Source organism: Dyadobacter sp. BHUBP1 (genome assembly GCF_050587785.1).
Taxonomy (GTDB): domain Bacteria; phylum Bacteroidota; class Bacteroidia; order Cytophagales; family Spirosomataceae; genus Dyadobacter.
Map to the genome: position 1 here is coordinate 1 of NZ_JBOBIH010000017.1, position 22,692 is coordinate 22,692.

13 protein-coding genes are annotated in these 22,692 nt (G+C 43.7%); 7 read left to right on the plus strand and 6 right to left on the minus strand.

Annotated elements, in window-relative coordinates:
• Positions 1–188 precede the first annotated feature (188 nt).
• The 7 genes from ACQ4MZ_RS30800 to ACQ4MZ_RS30830 all read left to right on the plus strand — a co-directional run bounded on the left by ACQ4MZ_RS30800 (position 189) and on the right by ACQ4MZ_RS30830 (position 12,035).
• Positions 189–932, plus strand: a complete 744-nt coding sequence (locus ACQ4MZ_RS30800) for an ImuA family protein (protein ID WP_430851797.1) — start codon at positions 189–191, stop codon at positions 930–932.
• Between the two features lie 2 nt (positions 933–934).
• Complete coding sequence (locus tag ACQ4MZ_RS30805; protein ID WP_430851799.1) at positions 935–2,434, plus strand: Y-family DNA polymerase; 1,500 nt, start codon at positions 935–937, stop codon at positions 2,432–2,434.
• Positions 2,435–2,446: 12 nt separating this feature from the next.
• Positions 2,447–5,680, plus strand: a complete 3,234-nt coding sequence (locus ACQ4MZ_RS30810) for an error-prone DNA polymerase (protein ID WP_430851801.1) — start codon at positions 2,447–2,449, stop codon at positions 5,678–5,680.
• Positions 5,681–5,734: 54 nt separating this feature from the next.
• On the plus strand, positions 5,735–6,211 hold the full coding sequence (locus tag ACQ4MZ_RS30815; protein WP_430851803.1) for a hypothetical protein: 477 nt from the start codon (positions 5,735–5,737) through the stop codon (positions 6,209–6,211).
• A gap of 72 nt (positions 6,212–6,283) precedes the next feature.
• On the plus strand, positions 6,284–7,045 hold the full coding sequence (locus ACQ4MZ_RS30820) for an SOS response-associated peptidase (protein ID WP_430851805.1): 762 nt from the start codon (positions 6,284–6,286) through the stop codon (positions 7,043–7,045).
• Between the two features lie 123 nt (positions 7,046–7,168).
• The gene (locus tag ACQ4MZ_RS30825; RefSeq protein ID WP_430851807.1) at positions 7,169–11,038 is read left to right on the plus strand and encodes a hypothetical protein; all 3,870 of its coding nucleotides are present in this window, start codon (positions 7,169–7,171) and stop codon (positions 11,036–11,038) included.
• A complete protein-coding gene (locus ACQ4MZ_RS30830) occupies positions 11,016–12,035 on the plus strand; it encodes a hypothetical protein (RefSeq protein ID WP_430851809.1) in 1,020 nt (339 codons plus the stop codon). Before ACQ4MZ_RS30825 ends, ACQ4MZ_RS30830 begins: the two co-directional genes overlap by 23 nt.
• Before the next feature lie 294 nt (positions 12,036–12,329).
• Here the strand turns inward: ACQ4MZ_RS30830 and ACQ4MZ_RS30835 are convergent, their stop codons facing one another.
• From ACQ4MZ_RS30835 to ACQ4MZ_RS30860, 6 genes are all read right to left on the minus strand, one after another.
• Positions 12,330–13,775 carry a type I restriction-modification system subunit M gene (locus ACQ4MZ_RS30835; protein ID WP_430851811.1) on the minus strand — a complete coding sequence of 482 codons (1,446 nt, stop codon included), beginning with the start codon at positions 13,773–13,775 and terminating at the stop codon, positions 12,330–12,332.
• 10 nt (positions 13,776–13,785) lie between these two features.
• Complete coding sequence (locus ACQ4MZ_RS30840; RefSeq protein WP_430851813.1) at positions 13,786–14,844, minus strand: hypothetical protein; 1,059 nt, start codon at positions 14,842–14,844, stop codon at positions 13,786–13,788.
• Position 14,845: 1 nt separating this feature from the next.
• Positions 14,846–16,396 carry a restriction system-associated AAA family ATPase gene (locus tag ACQ4MZ_RS30845; RefSeq protein WP_430851815.1) on the minus strand — a complete coding sequence of 517 codons (1,551 nt, stop codon included), beginning with the start codon at positions 16,394–16,396 and terminating at the stop codon, positions 14,846–14,848.
• Complete coding sequence (locus ACQ4MZ_RS30850) at positions 16,393–18,165, minus strand: restriction endonuclease subunit S (protein ID WP_430851817.1); 1,773 nt, start codon at positions 18,163–18,165, stop codon at positions 16,393–16,395. Before ACQ4MZ_RS30850 ends, ACQ4MZ_RS30845 begins: the two co-directional genes overlap by 4 nt.
• Before the next feature lie 612 nt (positions 18,166–18,777).
• A complete protein-coding gene (locus ACQ4MZ_RS30855) occupies positions 18,778–21,111 on the minus strand; it encodes an ATP-binding protein (RefSeq protein WP_430851819.1) in 2,334 nt (777 codons plus the stop codon).
• A complete protein-coding gene (locus ACQ4MZ_RS30860) occupies positions 21,104–22,588 on the minus strand; it encodes a metallophosphoesterase family protein (protein WP_430851821.1) in 1,485 nt (494 codons plus the stop codon). The genes ACQ4MZ_RS30855 and ACQ4MZ_RS30860 overlap by 8 nt, the downstream gene beginning before the upstream one ends.
• Positions 22,589–22,692: the final 104 nt, after the last annotated feature.

Here is a 22,692-nt window from a genome sequence, read left to right on the forward strand (position 1 = left end):
GGCATGTAATTTCACCCGCGTCATAAAAAGCTCGTCAGCAAGCTCTTGCTGTGTTTTTTTCTTTCGCTCCCGGAGAAATTTAATGTTTTGTGCAAAAAAATATTTTGGAGGATTCATCGAGTTTAGCTACAATTGGTATCATTGCTTTATTACAATTGGTATCAAAGTTAAAGTAAAATTGTGATGCGATGGAAACTGCGAAGAAAAAAAATGAGCTGATTGCCAAGCTGCGGAATGAGATTCTTTCGCTGCAAGGTTTTCGCCCACCGTCACCGGGGGGCAGCCATACCAATTTAGGGTTAGGTCCGATCGAAAAGGCTTTCCCGGGCGGTGTATTTCCAACCGGCGCAATCCACGAATTCATCAGCAATCTGCCTGAAGAGTCGGCGGCGACTACCGGCTTTATGGCGGCAGTGGCTGGTCGGCTCATGAAAACAGACGGCATGTGCGCCTGGATCGGCACGAAACGAAACGTTTTCCCTCTGGGGCTTTCTGCCTTTGGTGCGGAGGCCGACAGGATCATCTTTGTTGACCTCAAAAGGGACCGCGATCTGTTGTGGGCGCTTGAAGAAGCTCTAAAATGCGACGCACTTTCTGTGGTGGTTGGCCAAATAAAAGAGTTGAACCTCACCGAATCACGCCGCCTTCAGCTGGCTGTGGAAGAAAGCCGGGTCACCGGACTCATCCATAGAGCTAACCCTCGTATAGCGACTGCCGTTGCAGCGGCCTGCCGGTGGCAGATAAAACCGGTACCCGCGAAGCCTGTGGGCGGACAGCTCCCCGGTGTTGGTTATGCCACCTGGGATGTTTCCATCCTCAAAATCCGCAACGGCGAACCGGGCAGATGGCGCATCAATTGGGCAGAAGACCATTTTGAGCACATAACCGAAACACAGCAAGTTTCCGAAGGACACCTGTTACAAGTCGGATAGATATGAAACGGTATGTAGCCATATGGTTCCGGCATCTGCTTACAGATCGCGAGCTGCTCAGAAGGCCCGAGTTAGCAGGAGAGCCGTTTGTGCTCGCTGCCAAGCAAAGGGGACGTATGATTGTGATGGCTTCCAGCAGTATAGCCGAGAAGGCGGGGATAGTAACCGGCATGGTGGTCGCCGATGCGCGTGCCGTGCTTCCGAAATTAATAGTACTTGACTATGATCCTTCGATTGAACAAAGTCTTTTGACCACGATTGCCGAATGGGCTATTCGTTACACGCCGCTTGTGGCATTGGACCTGCCTGACGGGCTGATCCTGGATGCCACGGGCTGTGCGCATCTATGGGGAGGCGAAACGCCATACCTAAAAGACATCATGGGCCGCCTGAAAACGTCTGGCTATGATGTACGCGCCGCGATGGCCGACACGATCGGAGCTGCATGGGCTATGTCCCGGTATAGCCGGGCTTTCCCTATTATTGCTCCCAGCGGGCAAATGGCGGCTATTATGCCACTACCGCCCAATGCGCTCAGGCTACCGGGTGAAGTCGTAGAGAAGTTGCATAAGTTGGGCCTGTATCAAATTAAGAGCTTCATTTCAATGCCCAGGCCGGTGCTCAGGCGCAGGTTTGGACAGATCATGCTTGATCAATTAGGAAAAGCGCTTGGCCATGTCCATGAAGGTTTTATGCCCGTACAGCCTCTTGAACCTTTCCAGGAGCGCCTGCCGAGCATGGAACCGATACGCACGGCAACGGGCATCGAGATTGCCCTCCAGAAGCTGCTCGAAAAGCTGTGCACCAGGCTTGCAGCCGAGGATAAAGGACTTCGGCAGGCCATTTTAAAATGTTACCGCATAGATGGAGAAATCAAGCAGGTCGAGATCGGAACCAGCGGCCCTTCCTGCAGTACAGGCCACCTTTTCAAGCTGTTTGAACTTAAAATTCCAACTATTGAGCCGGCGCTGGGTATAGAGCTGTTTGTACTGGACGCACCGGTAGTCGAGCCCATGCCAGCCGCCCAGGAAACACTATGGAACCTGAGCAGCGGCAATAAAAAGGTGGCTATCGCCGAGTTACTGGACCGCTTGGCAGCCCGGGCCGGCAGCGAGGTGATACACCGGTATCTTCCGGCAGAACATCACTGGCCGGAGCGCTCGATCGTGGAAGCCTCATCTCTTGAAGACCAGCCGCAAACGTATTGGCGCACAGACCAGCCAAGACCTGTTGAGCTTTTAGCCAACCCCGAACGAATTGAGGTGAGTGCGCCAGTGCCGGATTATCCGCCTATGGTTTTCCGCTACAAGGGCACGGTGCACAAGGTAAAGCGTGCTGATGGCCCAGACCGCATTGAACAAGAATGGTGGCTTTCCGACGGGTTGCACCGCGACTATTACCTGGTTGAAGATGAAAACGGAAACCGTTACTGGATATTCCGCCTGGGACACTATGGAGATGATCATAATCCTGATTGGTTCCTTCATGGCTTTTTCGCCTAAAAAGTATGTGGTATGCGATACACTGAACTACAAGTGACCACCAATTTCAGCTTTCTTAGGGGCGGCTCGCATCCTGAGGAACTGGTCGAGCAGGCCGGTCTGCTGGGTTACGATAAAATTGCTATAACAGACCGCAACACACTCGCTGGAATCGTTCGGGCTCATGCTGCCGCCCGTGACACCAAATTGCAGATCATCCCGGCGGCTCGCCTGGACCTGATGGATGGCCCCAGTTTACTGGCATATCCGACAGATAAAGAAGCCTATACTCGCTTGTCAGCCCTGCTCTCCAAAGGGAACCTGAGGACGGAGAAAGGAAAATGTGAGTTGTACAGGCGTGATGTTTATGAGCATGCCCAGGGTATGAAATTCGTTGCAGTTTCGCCGGATGGCCTCTCGTCAGGCTATAAATTTGAACCGGGATTTGAGACTGCGCTGAAGGATTATCGCTCCGAACTCGGCCACGACCTGTACCTTTCAGCGTGCCGCTCGTACCTGGGAACCGATCACAAAAAGCTGTTCAGGATCTCAGAGCTATGTGAAAAGCTCGGCATCCCCATGATTGCAACTAATGATGTGTACTACCATCATCCCGAGCGCCGCCAGCTACAGGATGTTGTGACGTGCATCCGTGAAAAGTGCACGATATACAATGCAGGCTTCCGCCTTCATCAAAATGCCGAGCGCTATCTGAAAGATGAGGCGGAGATGCTACGCTTATTCCGTAATTATCCGGACGCGATCCGGCGTACGCAGGAAATAGCCGAAGCATGCACTTTTTCCTTAGATAGCCTGAAATATGTCTATCCGGAAGAAATCACGAGCGAAGGCCGCACACCGCTGGAAGAACTCACCTTTTTGGCCTGGAAAGGAGCACGCGACTTCTATGGCGAGCCGCTACCCGAAAAGGTTGTGAACGCCATCAACCATGAACTGCGGTTTGTCGAGGAGATGGACTATTCAGCGTATTTTCTAACAGTATACGATATTGTCCGTTTTGCCCGCGATCGTGGCATCCTTTGCCAGGGACGCGGATCGGCCGCGAATTCCACCGTATGCTTCTGTCTGGGAATTACTAGTGTCGATCCAACGAAGTTCGATTTGCTCTTTGAGCGGTTTATATCTTCGGCTCGAAATGAACCACCGGACATAGACGTGGATTTTGAGCATGAGCGGCGCGAGGAAGTCATTCAATACATCTATGAGAAGTATGGTCGCGACCGCTCGGCTATTGTGGCTACTGTAACGCAGCTACACCAGAAAGGAGCCATCCGCGACGTCGCAAAGGTAATGGGGATGTCAGTGGATGCTATTAACAAGCTTTCCAGCTCCATTTGGGAGTTTACCGATGAATGGTTTGAGGGTAAGCGGATTTCAGATCAGGGTTTTAATGCAGACGATCCTCATTTAATTAAAACTCTTGATTTAACCCGTCAGTTCATGGGCTTTCCTCGGCAGCTTGGCCAGCATACAGGTGGCTTTGTGATCACCCAAGGAAAGATTACGGACCTTTGCCCGATCCTGAATGCCCGAATGCCGGGCCGCACAAACATCGAATGGAACAAAGATGACATTGATGCGCTTGGCTTTCTCAAAATTGATGTGCTTGCCCTGGGTATGCTCACCTGTATCCGCAAAGCGTTCGACCTTGCTAAGTTGCATTACGGGCTCAATCTCACGCTGGCCAATATCCCGCAGGACGACCCGGCAGTCTATGAAATGATCGGCCATGCGGATACTATCGGTGTATTCCAGATTGAGAGCCGTGCACAGCAATCAATGCTACCACGGCTAAAGCCAAAGGACTTTTATGACCTGGTCATAGAAGTAGCGATCGTGCGGCCTGGACCGATCCAGGGTGATATGGTGCATCCCTATTTGCGACGCCGGAACGGCGAGGAGCCTGTCGAATTTCCTTCCAAGGAGCTGGAAGACATTTTGGGAAGGACGCTTGGGGTACCACTGTTTCAAGAACAGGCAATGAAAATTGCGATTGTAGCCGCAGGTTTTACTCCTACAGAGGCAGATAAGTTGCGCCGCAGCATGGCAACTTTCAAACTTAGCGGTATGGTCACCCAATTTGAAAAAAAATTGGTTGACGGCATGACCGGTCGCGGTTATACGGAAGAGTACGCAAGGCGTATTTTCAAGCAACTGGAAGGCTTTGGCAGTTACGGCTTCCCGGAAAGCCATGCGGCCAGCTTCGCCTTACTGGTCTATGTTTCCTGTTGGCTCAAATACTATTACCCGGATGTGTTTTGCGCTGCTCTGCTCAACAGTCAGCCCATGGGATTTTATCAGCCGGCGCAGATCGTTGGCGATGCTAGAAACCACGGGGTTGTTGTTCGCCCGGTAGACGTAAACCTTTCCTATTGGGACAACACCCTTGAAGAGCAGGACGGCAAATACTGCGCAGTGCGCCTGGGCTTTCGCCAAATAAAAGGTATACGCCAGGAGGACATGGAACTGCTGGTGAGTGGAAGAGTAACACCTTATAAAGCCATTCATCACATAAGGGATGCCGGTGTGTCGCAGGCGGCATTGGAAAGACTCGCGGATGCCGACGCCTTTCGCTCAATGGGCATGGATCGCAGGAAAGCTATGTGGGAAGCCACCGCACTTTCTGATCGTCCGATGGGCATATTTACCGGCCATCAATCAGCAAGCGATTTCGAAGAGCCTGTTTCGCTTCCCAAATTGTCTTTGTCAGAGCATGTCGTTCAGGACTACGCTTCTATTGCTCTGTCGCTTAAGGCACATCCCGTGAGCTTTGTCCGCCAGCAGCTTACCGCAAACTTTGTCACTTGCAACACCGATCTTTCTAAGTTTAAGGATGGTATGATCATCAGGGTGGCTGGTCTTGTCCTCGTGCGCCAAAGACCGGGCACCGCAGGCGGCGTATGCTTCATTACGATCGAGGACGAAACCGGCGTTGCTAACCTGGTTGTTTTTCAAAGCCTGTTTGAAAAGTTTCGATCCGAGATTCTGACGTCCCGCCTTTTGATGGTTGAGGGAAAACTGCAGATCGAAGGCGAAGTCATTCATGTGGTGGTCAAACGGTGCTTTAATATGTCATCCCTGCTGCGCGGATTAAATGTTAGCAATGACGAAGACCCGGACGTGTCGACACTCTCGCGGGCCGACGAAAAGGACGAGTATGCCAGCCAGGCAGTCAATAAAAAAACGCAGGTTCGCAAAAAAGCCGTCCAGCTTGAGATCTTTCCCTCCGGCAGGAATTTCAGGTAGCTTTCACAATTTGAAACAACTTTACTAACTTGAAATGTAAACCCTGACTACCTGATGACCGCCGCCTACAATCCCTTTGAAATCCTCAATGTTCCGATGTTGAAGCGGATTGCGCAGCACGGCAATCACTTCATTGTGCTTCAACGGTTCAACTGGCCCGGCATAGAGCCAGGCCGCGGCTTTATGGGCACTCCTTACACCGATCAGGCAAAAGCAGCGCAGCACGTATCTCACTTGTCGGAGAAGGAAGGAAAGGTATTAAACCTCAGTGCAGACGCCACCAAAATTACCGACCTGATCAATGATCCGAAATACTACTTATTCCTTAATACTTTCCGTGACCCGAATTGGGACAACAGAATTCTTAAACATTATCAAAGAAATATTATATCTTACCTTAGGGCGAGAATGACCATCCGGCAAACCGACCAGATTGACATCAACCTTTCGCTACAGTACGGCAGGCTCAAAGCGGTTGTTACCGCGAATGGCCCGGAACATACCTTTGATGCATACGAAATGATCAAGTAAACGCCCATGATAACATACCTACTTTCCCGCCGTACCTTGTGTTACGACATATCATTACACACAGATATCGAATTGACCAAGGAAGCATTTCCTAAGATAAAGGACCAGCGCGTAAGCCTCGAATCAGGCGATCAGGACCACGTTCTTTCTTTCGGATTCCCCGAGTTCCCCATTATATCCCGGCAGGGAGGCGATCTTATTCTTTCTCACATGGAGTGGTCGGTTGACCCCACCTATGAGAAAGACCCAATCATGCGTAAAAAGAAACGCATCAAGATGGCGGATATGCAATCCGAGCGTGTGCTTGGCGATACACGTTCATATTGGTATCGCCTGCGGAAAAACAGGTGCCTAATTCCCGTAAGTGGCACTTATGAGCACCGAGCAATTACCGGCTGGCCGAATAAGGTGCCTTATTACATTTGGGCAAAAGATCGCGCGATACAATTTTTGCCTGGCCTGTACCAGCTCTACGAAAGCATTGGTCCAAATGGTGAAAAAATACAACTGGGCAGCTTTGGAATGCTTACACGCACAGCCAATGAAGTGATGGCCAATATACATAATGACGGGGAGTTCAAGCACCGGATGCCGCTGTTCCTGACGCCCGAGCTGGAACAGTTCTGGCTTTCTGAACATTTCACGGACGAAGACATGAAAGCTGTTTTTGATTACCAACTGCCTTCCAAGATGCTAGCATTCCATCCAGTATTCAGCGTTCGTGGCAAAAAGCCACGTCCTGACGGTAAGCATAAGTATGAGCAGTGGCATTATGATAATCTGCCGCCGCTGGGGAACAATGAGCCGCCGCAGACACAGACCTCACTGTTTTAAAGTTGAATTTTGAACGGGGCATTCTTATAGCACCCTATGCAAAAAAAATAATTTTATTACAACTGTCAACAAAATTTCGCATAAACGTCAGATTCTTCTTTTTTCTTCACCAAAATGCTCGCTATGGCCACTCATTTTAAACTTAAAGAAAGCGACATATCGTCGGTGAAAAGTAGAATGCAACGCGACTACAACGCCGGAGGATACTTTCTCCCAGACCCTCATTTTGAAATTGGCAGACAACTGCATATTAATAACTACTATTACGCAAAGCAGTTTTTTAGGAGCATTGAAAATTGCCGCACGGCAGCACGATTGTTGTTTGCGATGATCAATAAAAAGCTTGAATTCGAGTCGCTAACCTTTATCGGAGTTGGGGATTTTTTTGGCCCTGTGCTATTCGAGTTGACTCAATTGATTGTCGACCAGATGTCACTCGAACCACACGAAGCACCAAACTACGTTTTAGTAGATAACACCAAATCAAAATATTCAATACTTTTCAACACAGAACTGCGCGCAAATGCGCTAATAGTGCTACCCGTCACCTGTACATTCGGGAGTGCATTCCAAGCAAGAGAAATTATCGAGGAGCTTGCGGCAGTCCAAAACAGATCGGTCAGCTTTGTCCCACAAATCTTTACGGTCTTCTTGGTAGTCGACAGCGATATAATTGTGAAAGATTTGCAGAATGTGCATACGGAACGCTACGAAGAAAACGATGCTAAACTAAAGCATCAAGATAAGCTAAACAAATTGTACAAGATATTTGGTTGGGAATCTACCGAAGGCGCCACAATCAGCCTCATCAAAGATGACTACTATCGGGGATTCGGGGCATACACGGCAATCCGTCTTGAAACTACAATTCATAAAGCAGAGGAGTGCGAATATTGCTATTCTGGAAATCCGAAGGAGGTAAAAGCACTTTTTCCAACGAAAATAAATCATGATACTCCAGACTTGATTTTTGCTCTACCGAAATTCAAGAACACTCTTGGTAGAATAGGTAGCGAAAATTTTCAAAGAAATATAAAAGCGCACAAAGCGAATGCACACCTTTTTGGCCATCTCAGGATGGGCGAAAATAGCTATTTGCATTTTATAGAAAGAGATACCTTCTACGAAAACAACAAAAATGAAATACTTGATTTTTTTGATAACGCATTCAAGAATCAATTTGACAATTTTGAGCATACTAACGAGGAGATTCTAATAATAACACCCTCTCACCAGAAAACATCGACAATTCTCGAAGATCTTCTCACTACTGAAGCGTTTGAAAAAAAACAAGTCACAATTATACACACAAACCCATACGTTGAGTTCATAGAAAACTTTCTTCATGACACGGAAAAAAATCTCGATTCGTACGAAAGAGTATTCTTCTTCGACTATGTTATTTCAGGCGGGAAGACATTTAAAATACTAAGTGACTATCTAAAATACGTTAGAAAGGAAAAGGGATTTGACGCCTTGTTCTGTATAATAGACCGTACAACAGAATTTTCGAAAAAGGAAATATTAAGAAAGTTGACGGCGGACACGCAGCTTGACGACCAAATATTCATGGCGTACTTCAAGTTAAACCTGCCTATCACAGATGCGGAGAGTAGTGGAAATCCAATATTACAAACAAACAAGAGGCTCGTTACAATATTCGAGCAATGCCATCTTGATACGTTAAAGGCAAAAATACAGAAGAAGTACCTTGCGGGAAAGCCACTTCAATCCATTGAGGATCTTCGAAAAAAGAATGCAGAATATAAAATGGACGATCGTGAGCGATACCAAATAAAGCTCTTTGTTTGTCATGAAATTAGCGCGTGGTTTTATAGATTCCTTCACAACAGAAAAACCGGGAATGACGCTTTCGGAGAAGCTGATTTGGCTAACTTGATAAACTCAGTTACCCAAAGGGTTGCCAACTCTGGTCGATTGTCCATTACGCATAAGGGCATTTCAGAAATAGTTGTTAAGACTCTAACCCATTCACCATTTAAACACTATAAAGATATCTACCTTTCCTGTTTCAAATATGTCAATCAAAAGCTTTATGACCTAGTCGTTAACTTTGGCTCGAAGAATTTTCTTATAAATGATCCGGATGAATATCAGCTGTTAAGATTTTACATGAAACGATCGATAGACGTCGGCTCAAATTACATTCTGTCAAAGCACTTTTTTAGTTGCATAAAGGGCTTATATGAAAACCGGAATAACGATGAGAGGAAATTGGCAATGCCAAGTATAATCCTATTTTATAAAGAACTAAACCACAATAACCATGAAAGAGCACTAAAGTTTGAGGAATTAATCAACGACCCAGACCTTCTGCCTTCTCCGATCGCCAACAAGAATGTAGATCTCCGAGCCACATTTAGCGACCGATTTTATCAGTTAGGCCGTATCCTCAAAGCGGAGAACGTTTTCCCCCTAAATGAGCTTAAAAATCTTTTTATTGAGGAGTTGAAAAAAAACGACCGAATTGGCAGTCTAGATAAATTTATTGAGGAACGGTACTTTTCATCAGTGTCAGGTCAAACAAATATTGTTGTTAGAAACGCCCAATCGTTTATCAAACGTTCGAAGGAAAACAATCATTTTTCAAACATTGAAAAACCTTTGCCAAGTGAAATCCTTAGGTCGGTTAAGGCCATGCTAAAAACGGTTGCGCTTATCAAAAAGAAAGAAAACGAAACGAGAGCGTTTTATGAAAATATTGCAGGAATCATATCTGAGGCGACAAAGATAATTATCGATGACGAAATCGAGTTTGCATTTTGCATTGAGTTTACGGAGAGGAGAGCCACTTCAAAAGATGCTACTGACGGCGAGAGAATGGCGAGTAATATATATACCATTCTTTCTACTGAGCCGGACGCATACAGGAAAATCAACATCAGTAAGAAAGGACTTGCCTACAAAATGCTCTACGGTTTAGTTGAAGAATCTTCCGAGAGTCCACAAACGTTCCTTGCACTAGCGAAGGACGAGACCGGCTACTATATCTCATTCAAAGAGCAATATCGGGACCATGAAGGCCGAATGATTAGAGTCAGCGAATGTTTGCAAGAAGATATTACCGGCCAAGGCACGAGAATTATCAGCGATAAAGCTGGAATGGTATTGCTGTTTCGCCTTGCCGAATTCGATTTGGGTGAGGACATGCTACAAAAGGGTCAAGCGGTCCTTGTAATTTCAAATAAGGAAAAGGCAACAACTGAACGACTGGCTGAATTCATAAACATCGAGAAATTGAGGTTGTTGCTCTTAATTAAGGAGGATCTTTTAGAATATCTGAGGCAACAATTTGGAAATGATGCATTTATAGGACTGCAGGAGCGCCTCAAAGAGCTCGAAATTAAAAGTTCCATGGAGCACATGGTTGGAAATTACTTTGAAGCATTGGACGCGATTACACGCAGGATTCCAGTAGACAACAATCAGATTCTACTGAATTTTATCCACGGTACAATTTACAGGCACATACGGTCAATTAGCAAAATCCGGCTTTCGGAAACCAATGAACCGCTCTTTGCTGACCGCGAAGAAAAAATGTTGTGCAGTAAACATATGCTCAGAGATTTATTCGATCTAATCGCTGACACTCCCAACCTCGCTAGGAAACCGCTACCTAAAGATTGCAAAGTCACTATTGAGTGTCCGGATTTTATCTGCCCTCGTCCAATTTACGAGCAAGTTATCCCTGAACTTATGATCAACATTAGAAGGTATTCAATGGAAAGTAGAAAGCGGCCTATTGAAATAGCTATCACATTTGAAAACAATAGACTGATATTTTCGAACGATTGCAATCCATTGCTAGCTAAAAAACACCCTCCGAACGGGATTAAGCCGTATAGTGGAACAGAGATGTGCAATAATATTCTAGCTTCTATGGATTTACCAATTCTAATTCCTACTATAGACATTCAAAATCTAAAATTCACTATAATCCTCGACCTGAATGAAAAAAATTCTAATAGCTGATGATTCCGTCTATAATTTAACCTCAGTATATGATTTCCTCTTTAAATATGATGTAACATTATACCCCACAGAAAACGAAATTGTACCCTTCTCCGATTTGTTATTCGACTTTGGAAGTGGTCAGATTGATGATGGGCTTGAGAGAATTGTGAGAAAAATTGAGGAATTCGACCCCGATATCATATTACTTGACGTATGTCTTAATGATTCCGTAGCTAGTAACACGAGTGGCTATGACATACAAAAGGCTATTGAGGATCATAGTACCCTAAGGAGTAAAGAGGTGTTTCACTTGACCCGCCATCAACCAAGGTTTTTCGGTAATAACAGGCATATTCCGAAGGGCTCGTCGATGGAGGGCTTCCTAAAGGCGAAGATTGTAGAGCCCTTCGGACTGAAAAGGAAGGTTGCTGAGGAACCAGGCATTCAGGACAGAATGGTCAAGCGATTGGAATCACAAGAGAGAAATGATTCAATCCAGCAGATCATTGACCGTATTAAGAGGGATCAAGGGGATCCATTTAAAAGCCTTGCCGATAGTGTTGACAACGCTTACACTAACAAATTGAAGGTTTATGGAGATGCGATTATAACAACCCTGTTCTATATAACCTTGCCAGCACTTTTTCTGGCCGGTGTAGCCTTGATCATTAAGGGTGCTATCAAGTCGGAATACAACCCTATCCATATCGCCGAGTACGCGTTCATCTCATTTCTGCCATTCCTTATGGTTTTCGGCTTTTTCACATTCTATGCGTTGTCCCTTAGACACTATCTCCGGGCAGAGCAAGTGAATGAGGATAGCCTGGATCTTGCTAGTAGGCTTCTAATGATGACAAAAACGCTATTTATTTCCAGCCTAATATCTTACGTCTTCACAAAACTCATAGAGATATCAGAGCTTGCTGACGAATACCAGATTGCCGCACTTTTTGGAATCGTAGTCGCCTTAACGCTTTACTATTTCTACCTTAACAGTCACAAAAAGAGCCATTAATATAGTTAACTCTGAGTGCCAATCTATCAAATGTAGCATCAGCTGCCTACTTGACAATGCGAATCAAGCCTGCTCATTTGAAGATTTATTAGCTTTTATCGCTTTGTATACTGTAAGCCAAGATAGTTCCAGGTGCTATTTGCTTAAAGGCGATTCTATCAGTAACCATCCCTGTGGTCTTGCAGGGTATTTAATGGACTGATCACACTTTATGTTTTGGCGTTTTAAATCTTTCCCCATTATTGGTGCGATAGATATTACAACTGTACAATCCCAATATTGATAGATAACTTACTAATGAAGAGAGTCTCTTAAAGTTCTGAAGTTGACAAGGGCGCTTTCAATATTCTCAATTATGTCTTCTACTAGGTCATCTGCTTCCGGCAACCTGCCAAAATCGATCGACCCCTCGCTCGGAAGCCAAATAAGATCTAGGTTCGCCTTCTCTGAATTTAAAATGTCAACGACTGCGAACTTTCGCCAGCGACCTAACGGATTCTCTTCACTCCATGTTTCCCTCCGTTTTGTCATGTTCTGCGCTGAGAACACCTTCACAAATTCCTGCAAATGTTGGAAGCGAAGCGGGTTCTTTTTCAACGTGTGATGAATATTGGTTCGGTAATCATAAATCCAAACATGATTCTTTGCCGACAGTTTACGTTTTACTTTTTCAAAGAACAAAACATTGGCTTTTACTCCGTGAGCATAAAAGATCCCCGTAGGTAACCGAAGAATGGTATGCAAATTATATTGCTCGAGAAGCTGCCGTCTAATAGTCTCTCCCGCGCCGCCTTCAAAAAGAACATTATCTGGAAGAACGACAGCGGCCTGACCGCCAGATTTCAATAAGGAGACAATGTGTTGTAAGAATGCAAGTTGTTTGTTACCTGTGGTGATCCAAAAATCCTTCCGGAGAAAGAAACCGTCTTTTTTTGCCTGGCCTTCGTCATTCGTTGGGATGTCGCTGCTACTTTTTCCAAAGGGAGGATTGGCCAAAACCAAATCGAATTGCTGGTCTATCTGAGCTTTTAGACTGTCTACTACGTGGATGTCCGGTGTTTTTCGTAAGTCACCTATCCCATGCAGGTACAGATTCATCAAACATAGTCTAGCCGTTGCCCTCTCAATCTCCCAACCATGAAAAGTCTTAAATCGTAGAAAATCCATTTCCTCCTGGCTCAAGTTGCCTTGCGACGTCAGAAAATCCAATGCTCCGAGAAAGAATCCACCGGTTCCACATGATGGATCTGCGATCGTCTGGAAACGCTGAGGCCTAATACACTCGACAATCGCTTGAATTACTGGCCGGGGGGTAAAGTATTGCCCAGCGCCACTACTTTCGGCATTTTTTTGAAGAAGCGATTCATATATCTCACCTTTTATATCAAACCCCGTGGCACTCCAATCCTCCTCGTTTATTAGAGTGATTAGCTTTTTAAGTTTTGAAGAGTCATGAATTTTATTCTGAGCACCAGCGAAAATTTTCTCAAGCATTCCTCCTGAGCGCCCAAGAAGAATTAAGATCTTCTCATACTGATCCTGTAATTCACCACCACTTAATTTCACGAATTGTTGCCAATCGCAAATATCCGGTAAATCGTATTTTTGGCGATTTTCATCAGCCATCTTTAGGAATAGTAAATAGGTCAACTGCTCGAGATAATCTGTGTAACCGAGACCGTCGTCACGAAGCGTATCACAGAAAGACCAGATTTTTTGAACTAAATTTCTTGTTGTCATCTTTTAAATATTAAGCTACCTGTTTCTGTGAATATCTGCGAAGCATACCGGAGTAGAAGACGTTATTTCCACATCCGGCTAAATGCCGAAAAAGCGGCGCTTTGATGAAATTTAAGTTGTGGAATTTCCTAGCCTCCATTAGAGTGGCCCAAACGGTAAGATGTGCAATGAGCTCTTGTTCAGTATTTATGACCGTGTCGCTCAATAGTAAACCATCAACGAAGTCATCCAACCAGTCTTCATAAGCCGATACTAAATAGTCGTCCCGATATCTCTTTTCGATATTGAAAACCTTGTTCCACGTATCTACTATTTCGATTTCAGGGAATAATACTAAATCCCATGTTCCCAATGGTCTGCCAGGATCGGTTTGAGGCAGTATGCATTTGGAAAAGTCAATGGTCACGTCGATGTTTGTTGTATACGGATACACAAAAATGCGACGGCTGCCATCTGCCTTATGCAATACGTCTTTTTCGGATTTATTCTTAGAATTACAAGTATGACACATCGGTGCCAAATTCCGCATGTTCACTGCCACCAGTGGGTATTTTGCTTTAGCCGCGAGGTGATCGTAGTCCTCTTGAAAGCTTTTATGCATTTTTTCCACACCGCAAAATGGACAGACTTTATATTGCATGGAATCATACACTCTCAAGTAGTGGTCATGGATATCATAGGATTTTAATGTAACCGAGAATAGATGGTTCGTCAGAGCGTTTAAGGTTTTATCCCCAATAATGGCTTCAATGCTCACGCTAAGCGTGTCCGAGAAAATGATGTTTGTATCACCAAATACATTTTCTATCTGCTGCGATTTTTCTACCAGCGAATAGAATTCAGCCTTAGATCCCGCTGAAATTCGCTTAAATGATGAAAAAAATGCAGCCATCTTCTTTTTAAGCTTGGGTGCATTCTCGACCATTTGACAGAAGTCCGGCGTTAGATATTTGCTAGGTGCAAAACGAGCATTTTCCGGAACATCTCTAATTGCTGTAAAAAAACTAAAAAGATGCGCGTTCAACTCTTCAAGAGCATGGCCGGCCGGGTATAAATATTGAAATAACATGCTAGCTATTCTTTAACAGGTCGATTCTTCGATATAAGGTCATCAACCTAGGAGAGTCACCAATTTGTTCTATGCCCCTTTCTATTTCATCTACATCATCACTTTTAAGGAGTTTATCGATAAAGTCCGACCCTTCCTTGGAAATGGTTTCTTCCATCGCAAAAGCCATCTTCAAAATATTATTAAATGATGAGCCAAATGTTTCGTTAGTGGGGTGACGAACTGCCACCTTAGCTTTGTTTACCCGTTCAAAAATATACACTTTCTCTTGCACCATGTCAGAAACTATAAATGGTGAATGTGAAGTAATATATAGATCCTGGCGCCTCCTTTCAGTAATTTTTCGAAGATTGCTTATGAATAAGCGCCGCCAAATGGGATTGAAGTGCGTCTCAGGTTCGTCTAGTAAGAATAAGGTATTGTCGTGATTTGTCATCAACAGAGTGCCAAAAATATTGATAAACTGATGTTCGCCATCACTAAGACTCAAATAGTCAACGACCTCCCCGTTAGCCAACCTAAGTTTTAAACCCGCGTAATTCATTACTTTATCTTTATCTGGCACTTCTGGCATCTTCTTAACTAATCTTCTCGCTTTCCTGTCTCGTTCAATACTATTTCTGGTTGTTTTGTCAACAATAAGATTATTTAGTAACTCAAACTTATATAGAACAGTGTAAAAATTGAAGGTTGTTTTAAAATAGTGCTTTATCGCCTCTCTGGTAGCTTCGTCAATGAAAAAATCAAGAACGTGACGGTCGTACTTTTCTTCATACGAGGATTGAGTAGCACAGCGGACCAACTGCTCTCTCCATTCCTTTAATTCCTTTGTTAGTACGACCCCTGTTTCCCCACTTGTAGACTTGACGTTCGTAGGTGCTGCGGGTTGTCTAGTCTGAATGACTATCTGAAAGCTGTGAATAGAATCGATTTTCAACTCCTTTTTAAGCGCGGTCAGGCCATTAAATTCTTCAAATATAAGGTTACTGATCGCAATTCCGAGATTCGTGTTATAATCCATAAAATAAAATCTCGGGGTATAGTCGTCAGTATCCAGGCCCTTTAGCCCGCGGTTCGCCGTATATGAAGCATACTCGTCGTAGTAACTTAGGAATGGGCTACTTAACGTTTCATTTTCTCCCGATGTATAGCCAACGATCTTCGCAGGGAGAAATTTATACTTTTCAGCGTCGTCAACATTTATTTCATTTTTCTGCAGATCTGTCACCATTAACTTAAGATCTTTTCTCTTAAACGTTGGCTGATCAACAGATACTGAAAATTCATTTCCGTTTATGTAGACCTTGTATTCAATACGGAAGGTTAGAGCGGGGTTGTCATTTTTAATAACATTTACAGTCCGCCATTCTTTATCTAGGTACAAGAAAATCTCGGCGATCGTCTCGAGAAATTGCGATTTTCCTGAGCCATTGATTCCAATTAGGCAATTAGCATTGATAAAGTCGTCGACCGGTTTAGAAAAAAAAAGTTCTAAACCGGCCATCAGCGGTCTGTGTGGAATTTCTCCTATAGAGATTTGAGTGATTCTCATCTACGTATTTTATACAACCTTGTTTCAGAATTAAGATCAAATCTTGATTCAACAAACGTGCCCTCTTCCAACATTTTAAAGAACGCGTCTTTGAATCTCTCGGGAGATACTTTTACATATTTCCTAAGTTGGTCAACGGTGAATTCATCTGTTGGAAAATGTTTCCGCATTTGGAGCTTAATTAAATCGAGATCTGGTACTGCCTTTGTTCGTCGTTTAATCGCGTGGTCTTTTTTAAATTTGGCCTTGTTTGCCTCCATTTTTGACAACAGGCGTTCCAATAATTCCTGGCCAGTTCCCTCCTCTAAATGTTGGTCAACCAACTTTCCTGTAAAGGCACGTTTCATTATTGCCTCCCTCAGCAGTTGCACTTGCTGAAACCCCAACTCAATCGCTTGTTCAAGATTTCCAATTAATGAAAGTTTTTCCGCAACAAGTGAGAGAATTTCCTTTTGCTCCTGAAAGCTACATAACGGTATTGGTATATCATTCATATTTACCAAACTTAGAACTGGGCGACCGACTCCGTATACCATCTCCTCAATAAATTTCGCGCCCGTGGTGGTAGCCTGAAGGTACATGTGTAAGTAAGGAGAAAGCTCTTTCAATAATGGGCGAATTAATGCAACTGACTGACTGACATACGCTTCCGGCGGATCAACCGAAACATGGGCTATTTTTCCAACATTTGCACCGGTTATGGTCATTAGCAAATCCCCTTTCTGAATTCGGCTCCTTTTACCCTCCACATGATCTGGCAATTTGACAAATGCCGCATTATCATAGACGAGAGTATTCGTTTTTATGTCTTGAGTCCGAATAAAATATGATCCTTCAGAAGAATAGTACTTCTTCCAATCACGAGAGCCGCTAGTTACGTACGATAGCAAACTTTCACTCCTAACCCAGCACCAGCCATCAGGAATATGATATGGATGGGATTCGGTCGGCAAAGTCGATATGTTTTTTTTGTGTTTTGTAATCGTCCTTCTCGGCTTTGTACCTTTTTTGCCACCTTCTATCCAGGTCCTAACAGCGCCATGCCATTCGTCAACCTCGTTTTGATAAGCTTTATGTATTTCACTATTGATATCGCTGAGCACTTCCGCCGTCGAATTCAGCCCCTGGCTTTCGCGGTATTCCTTCGTAAGCTCACCGGTGAATGCCTGTTCAAGTATCGCTTCTCTGAAGATCGACAACTGTTTAGTTGCTTGCCGGAGGTATTGCTCTGATGAATTTATCTCACTCAATAACTCTTCAAGTTTAGCGACGATTCGCCGCTGCTCGCCATAACTCGGAAGTGGTATTGGGATCTTTGCGAATGCCGCGCCGGAAATTTCAAGAAAAGTTGTGCCGCTCGCCCGTTTTATCGCCTCGTCTTTAGCAAATTTGAGATAGAAATATACATAATCTGAACTCATTTCCTGTAAAGGAACAATACTTTTGAAGCCCTGATTCGTTGCCAGTTCCATTCCGGCTATCGCAACATAACCTATTGGTGCTCTCGACGAAAAAAGGACGGCTTGCGGCGGCAAAACTATCGCGGATGAATTGTTCAGTCCTTCTTCAGTTATCGTTCTTGCACCACCGAAGACTAACTTCCCAGCGTGCGAAGACAAATCGGCTGGAGTTATCCACGGTATTCTCCCCCCCCAGAAGGCAGGCTCATCAGTTGCAGGTGTGCCGCCGCCTACGATTAGGCCAATATTATCAAGCGTTGTCCAAACCCAGGTTTCGGGTATGTCGTATGGGTTCGTCTGTTCCGTCATCTGTTAAAAATAGATCGAATTTTCTTTCGTCGTCGAGCAAATATACGTACTGAGACAAATTTATTTCATAAGCAAGTATTGATAATGGAAGTAAAGAAAAACTGTCACAAAAAGGCAAACAACCTCTTAATGAATTAGTTAAGAAATTGCGAGATATTTGCGAGAATCATAACTAGTTGATTCCATGCATGCGACCAGCCAAGTTAGCTTTTGGAAAATTCGGCTCGTGAAGCGAACCCGAGCGTGATTTTTTTTGCTGTTGGGGAAAACATACACCAGGGGAGCGCCGGCCTGCAGCGGTCTTCGCCCTGGCAACAGAAGCCTTAGTGTTATTAAAGTGCATCGCATAAATCACTGAACTTTACTCATGTCTGATATAGCGCGTGGGTTTTTTCCCAACTTTGACCGGTAGCGCTTAGTATTCGTCGCTATTTCGAGCTGTGGGTTTAATTTAGGGGTCTTTTACGCCCCCTTGTTAAACTTCCATACGCACAAACAGCGTATCGCCTGGCAGTCTCCGCTGCTAGTGGAGCAAAGATTAATCGGCGCTTCATAACTCTTGAATGATAGCTCAGACACTCAACTAATCTGAAAGTTCTAAACGACATCGTCTTAGGAAACCCCAGCACTATTAAAATCAGCGATGATGTCATGTCTGACAAAAAACTCTTTTGCTCCAGAGCTAATTTCAAAATATGTGCTGAGCTCAGAAATGATCGGAATGAATATTTTATTTTCAGTAATAATTGTTGTTGTTGGAATAGCTTTACCCCCTGTTGAGTCGTCGGCCAAACGCTCTTTCAATTCGATTTCGTAGTACAGCGACAACTGATTCGATGCATGGGTGAAGATGTAAACAATCTTATGCATGCTCCAAATGATCTTAGTAGTATGCGGTTCCAGAAAAAAATCCCGATTACTTTTGACCACCCTTTCAGAAAGTCCGATAAACAAATTGAAAGAGTTGAGGTTTGGATAGCTATTTTCAGTCTTTAAGATCTTCTTCTCTGTGGCGACTTCCAACCTAAGAAAAGGCGGAACAGCATCAAATTGGTCGAACGAGTCATGCTGCGGAGTTTCGTCGGTAATTATGCTCGGTATTTCCTCCTCAACGGAACCTATCTGATTTGACCGCACGTATTGTCTGTGTGTCCTTGTTATTGTGTTCGCTTTTCTTATTACCTCTCCAAAAGGTATTTCCCCAACAGCAAAATCGGACAATAGTGACTCCACCTTACCCATGTCCGAAGATTCGTACTTATATAGCTCTTTATTCCTAATCAATATCTTTTGCAATGCATCCGCTCCTTCTTTTGTTGAGGAAGGAACATACTGAGAGAACTTCTGGTATAGGTGATTTCGAACAAAGTCCTTGACAAAGCTGGCAAACAACGCCCATTCTGATTTATAGATTTGCAAAACATGTTGAACAGCAGCCGATCTTCTCGAGATATAAACAAAAACAGTACCATCGATTTGCGTCACTAGACTTGGAACAGAATGGCTAATATCTGCAATAAGCACCCTAGCATCGGCAATCAAATAGTCCTCATTCAAAACGTTAGTGATCCTCAATACAAGCGTAAGCTCATCCATTGAAAGGTTTCTTAATTCGTACTCCTTCAGAACCCTCGCTTTGTCAGGAACCTCTTCGATTTTTTGATTTTTAATATACTCCAGCTGGATTTTTCTCCGAGGATTTTCCTGACTTATCAACAACAGATAGGTGTTTTCGTTACCAAATTGCAGGATTGTAGACTGATCGCGGCCCGAATAGTAGTAGACTTTTTTGCCATCAATTTTATTTGCAACCTTTTCTAAGTTCCAACGTTCATTATTAGGTTGCACGACAATCTTCAATTTTTTTGCTAGATCGTACATCCTATTTGCCGAAACAAACGAAAGAAACCCGGCATTCAAGTCCGAAAGTTCTGACTCTGAAAGCCTTCTTGCAATCATAAATTCCGAAGCATAGATTAACTTTGAAACAAATTCTATACTTTCTCTACTAAGAGCCTCTCTACCAGCCGTGGGATGAAGAATCGATAAGTTGGCTATACCACCTAAATTGAAGTTGCCGGCGACGGGAACAGTTGCTAATCCAAAGTAATTTCGGAGGCCGTAGATACCACCTGCGCCCTGAGTTAATACCATATTTCCGGAAACATGCACACCGTCCTTAGTTATATCGTCGCAAAGTATTTTTACAATATTCTGATTAGTCAACTTTATTGACAATGAGAAACGTATAGATTTCTCTCCTGTTACCACTTTGATTTTCTCTGTCAAACTTAGATTATCAGAATCACGCTCAAATGACTCGATATATCGTTTTTGACTTACATTTACACCATTTATAAAAATTGGAACCGGTATATACTTAATATAGGGAGAAAGATATTTAATTGCCTCACTAACAACCAGGTTAAGAGAATCGTCTAGGAAAGCAGTAATTACTGTACCTGGTTCTCGCTCCTCTGCTAAGAAATTTAACTCTATGCATTCCTCCGTAATAGACAAATCATCTCGATTAGCGAAACTCTTTATTGTTTGATTTCCCGTGATGTGGTGTGTCACGACCTCCAAAGACCTGCATACACCGAAATTCGCCATCGCGCCAATCCCGAATGTTCCGACTACACCTGCTTTGCGGGCTATTTCGTTGTTCTTCCCACTTGATCCTGCTTTCCAAAAATTGTTTCGCACTACGTCCTCGCTCATACCAATCCCATTGTCTTCAATCACAATTTTCGATGAACTGATCTCGACATTGATGCGAGCCTCAAAATCATCGTCACATGCTTGCCGCCTCATTAAGATAGCATCATATGCGTTCTGGATGTTCTCCCTCAATAAAGCGTAAGGAGAGTCATAAATATCGTTGGACAGTATCTCTAAGATCCTTTTAACTTCAATTTGAAAGGAAAGCTTGCTCGAGTTATACATGTAGCTTTGCTTTTACTTGGTTTATTAAATATTCGACGCTTGAGTCTTGCTTCATAGACGTTTCCATGTTTTCCAATAGCGGATTTATTAAGTCCCGTCTTCGTAGAGCAAGCAAAGCGTTCAGAATAGTGATAGATTCCTTAATGGACCGTGGTTGCAAAAATCTCTCTATTGCTAAATCATAATCTTCAGTTTCAATTACACACTCTAATAAAAAGCTCCTCACAAATCCATTTTCTGCATCCATCACTAAAAGTTTCGACTTTGCAGTTTGAAAATCCTTCTCGTTTATGAGCATTTCGATCTCAAGTAGCTGGGTTGTAAGGTCTAACTTTCGTGGATCTACAATTTCAAAGGAATGAGAGCTCAAGTTTCTGGACGCTATTCTTCCAGGAATCCATATCGGGTTGCTAAAAGAAGAAGATTCCGATTTTTCTCTCACATGTAGCGTAATGCGTATTTTACCTTCCTGCGCCCTTTTCTCCAATTCTATGATATTGTATTGCCTATTTGTACCGGTTGGCAGTTCATCTGGCCCCCCGCACAAAGTACCGGCACTGAAAACGATCAATTTTTTTTGTTCAATAATGTCACTGTACTCGTGCAGCGCTTCCGTGCGATGCTGATGCCCATGAAGTCCGATCGATATTTTAGAATCGATAAAATTTTTCAACACGCTGCTGTCCATGTAGTTAGATTCGAATGGGGCTCCTTTTGTATTGTGATGCCAAGTTGCTAATATAAGCCTGCCGCGTTTCACCAAATTACGAATTTCGATACTAGCTTTTGAAATGCAATCGGGATGAATGTCACCAGCCAATCTTAAATGATCATTGTTGTAGCAACTGTTAAATGCGGCAATTGATAATTGTAGATCAGGGTAATCGAAAATATCATATTGCTCGCTTGGTTCCAAACTATACACTCGGGCCCCGTCATAAAATCTATAATAAAACTGCGCAAAAGCGTCGAGACGCCGATTGTAGATCACTTCATCGTTAATCCTATAGAACGATAGATTTTTCCACGACCACCTTGTATTGGACTGTTGCCGTAATGAATCCTTCAAAATCGCCAATTTAGTAATACTGGATGAATCAACGACATCCGCATTCTCCAGCCTTTGCATACTGTCTCTCGAGTATTTCCAGTCAATGTCGTGATTACCTGGTATGATTACAATTCGTTTTTTATCACCACCGAGAAAATTATCCGCGAGACTAGTAAGGAAGCCGTGGGCCTCATGATATTGCCTTTGTATTTCCTGAATTGCTTCTTCAGGGCTTGGGTTGGATGATCCGCGAACTATATCGCCACTAACCACAATTAAGTTTGGGGCGCATATGGGGTTAACTTCTTCACCTACATATTTTTCACGATCAGAAATCAACGAGGCTATGAGGGCACTATTAGAGATAGGTGACTCTTTGCTTCTATGTAGGTCCGAGATGTGCAAAATCGAAAACTTTTCCAACATCAGTTCAATAACATGTGATTTATATAAGCCAAGATAATTATAAATTTTGCATTTTTTGAAGATTATTATTGAATAAACGCGAAGTATTTTCGAATAGAAACGCC

Bases quoted from the DNA above. Each gene is read 5' to 3' on its own strand.
- ACQ4MZ_RS30830 (WP_430851809.1), top strand. From the start codon at position 11,016: ATGAAAAAAATTCTAATAGCTGATGATTCCGTCTATAATTTAACCTCA.
- ACQ4MZ_RS30815 (WP_430851803.1), top strand. From the start codon at position 5,735: ATGACCGCCGCCTACAATCCCTTTGAAATCCTCAATGTTCCGATGTTG.
- ACQ4MZ_RS30850 (WP_430851817.1), bottom strand. From the start codon at position 18,165: ATGACGGAACAGACGAACCCATACGACATACCCGAAACCTGGGTTTGG.
- ACQ4MZ_RS30845 (WP_430851815.1), bottom strand. From the start codon at position 16,396: ATGAGAATCACTCAAATCTCTATAGGAGAAATTCCACACAGACCGCTG.
- ACQ4MZ_RS30840 (WP_430851813.1), bottom strand. From the start codon at position 14,844: ATGTTATTTCAATATTTATACCCGGCCGGCCATGCTCTTGAAGAGTTG.
- ACQ4MZ_RS30800 (WP_430851797.1), top strand. From the start codon at position 189: ATGGAAACTGCGAAGAAAAAAAATGAGCTGATTGCCAAGCTGCGGAAT.
- ACQ4MZ_RS30810 (WP_430851801.1), top strand. From the start codon at position 2,447: ATGCGATACACTGAACTACAAGTGACCACCAATTTCAGCTTTCTTAGG.
- ACQ4MZ_RS30835 (WP_430851811.1), bottom strand. From the start codon at position 13,775: ATGACAACAAGAAATTTAGTTCAAAAAATCTGGTCTTTCTGTGATACG.
- ACQ4MZ_RS30805 (WP_430851799.1), top strand. From the start codon at position 935: ATGAAACGGTATGTAGCCATATGGTTCCGGCATCTGCTTACAGATCGC.
- ACQ4MZ_RS30825 (WP_430851807.1), top strand. From the start codon at position 7,169: ATGGCCACTCATTTTAAACTTAAAGAAAGCGACATATCGTCGGTGAAA.
- ACQ4MZ_RS30860 (WP_430851821.1), bottom strand. From the start codon at position 22,588: ATGTTGGAAAAGTTTTCGATTTTGCACATCTCGGACCTACATAGAAGC.
- ACQ4MZ_RS30855 (WP_430851819.1), bottom strand. From the start codon at position 21,111: ATGTATAACTCGAGCAAGCTTTCCTTTCAAATTGAAGTTAAAAGGATC.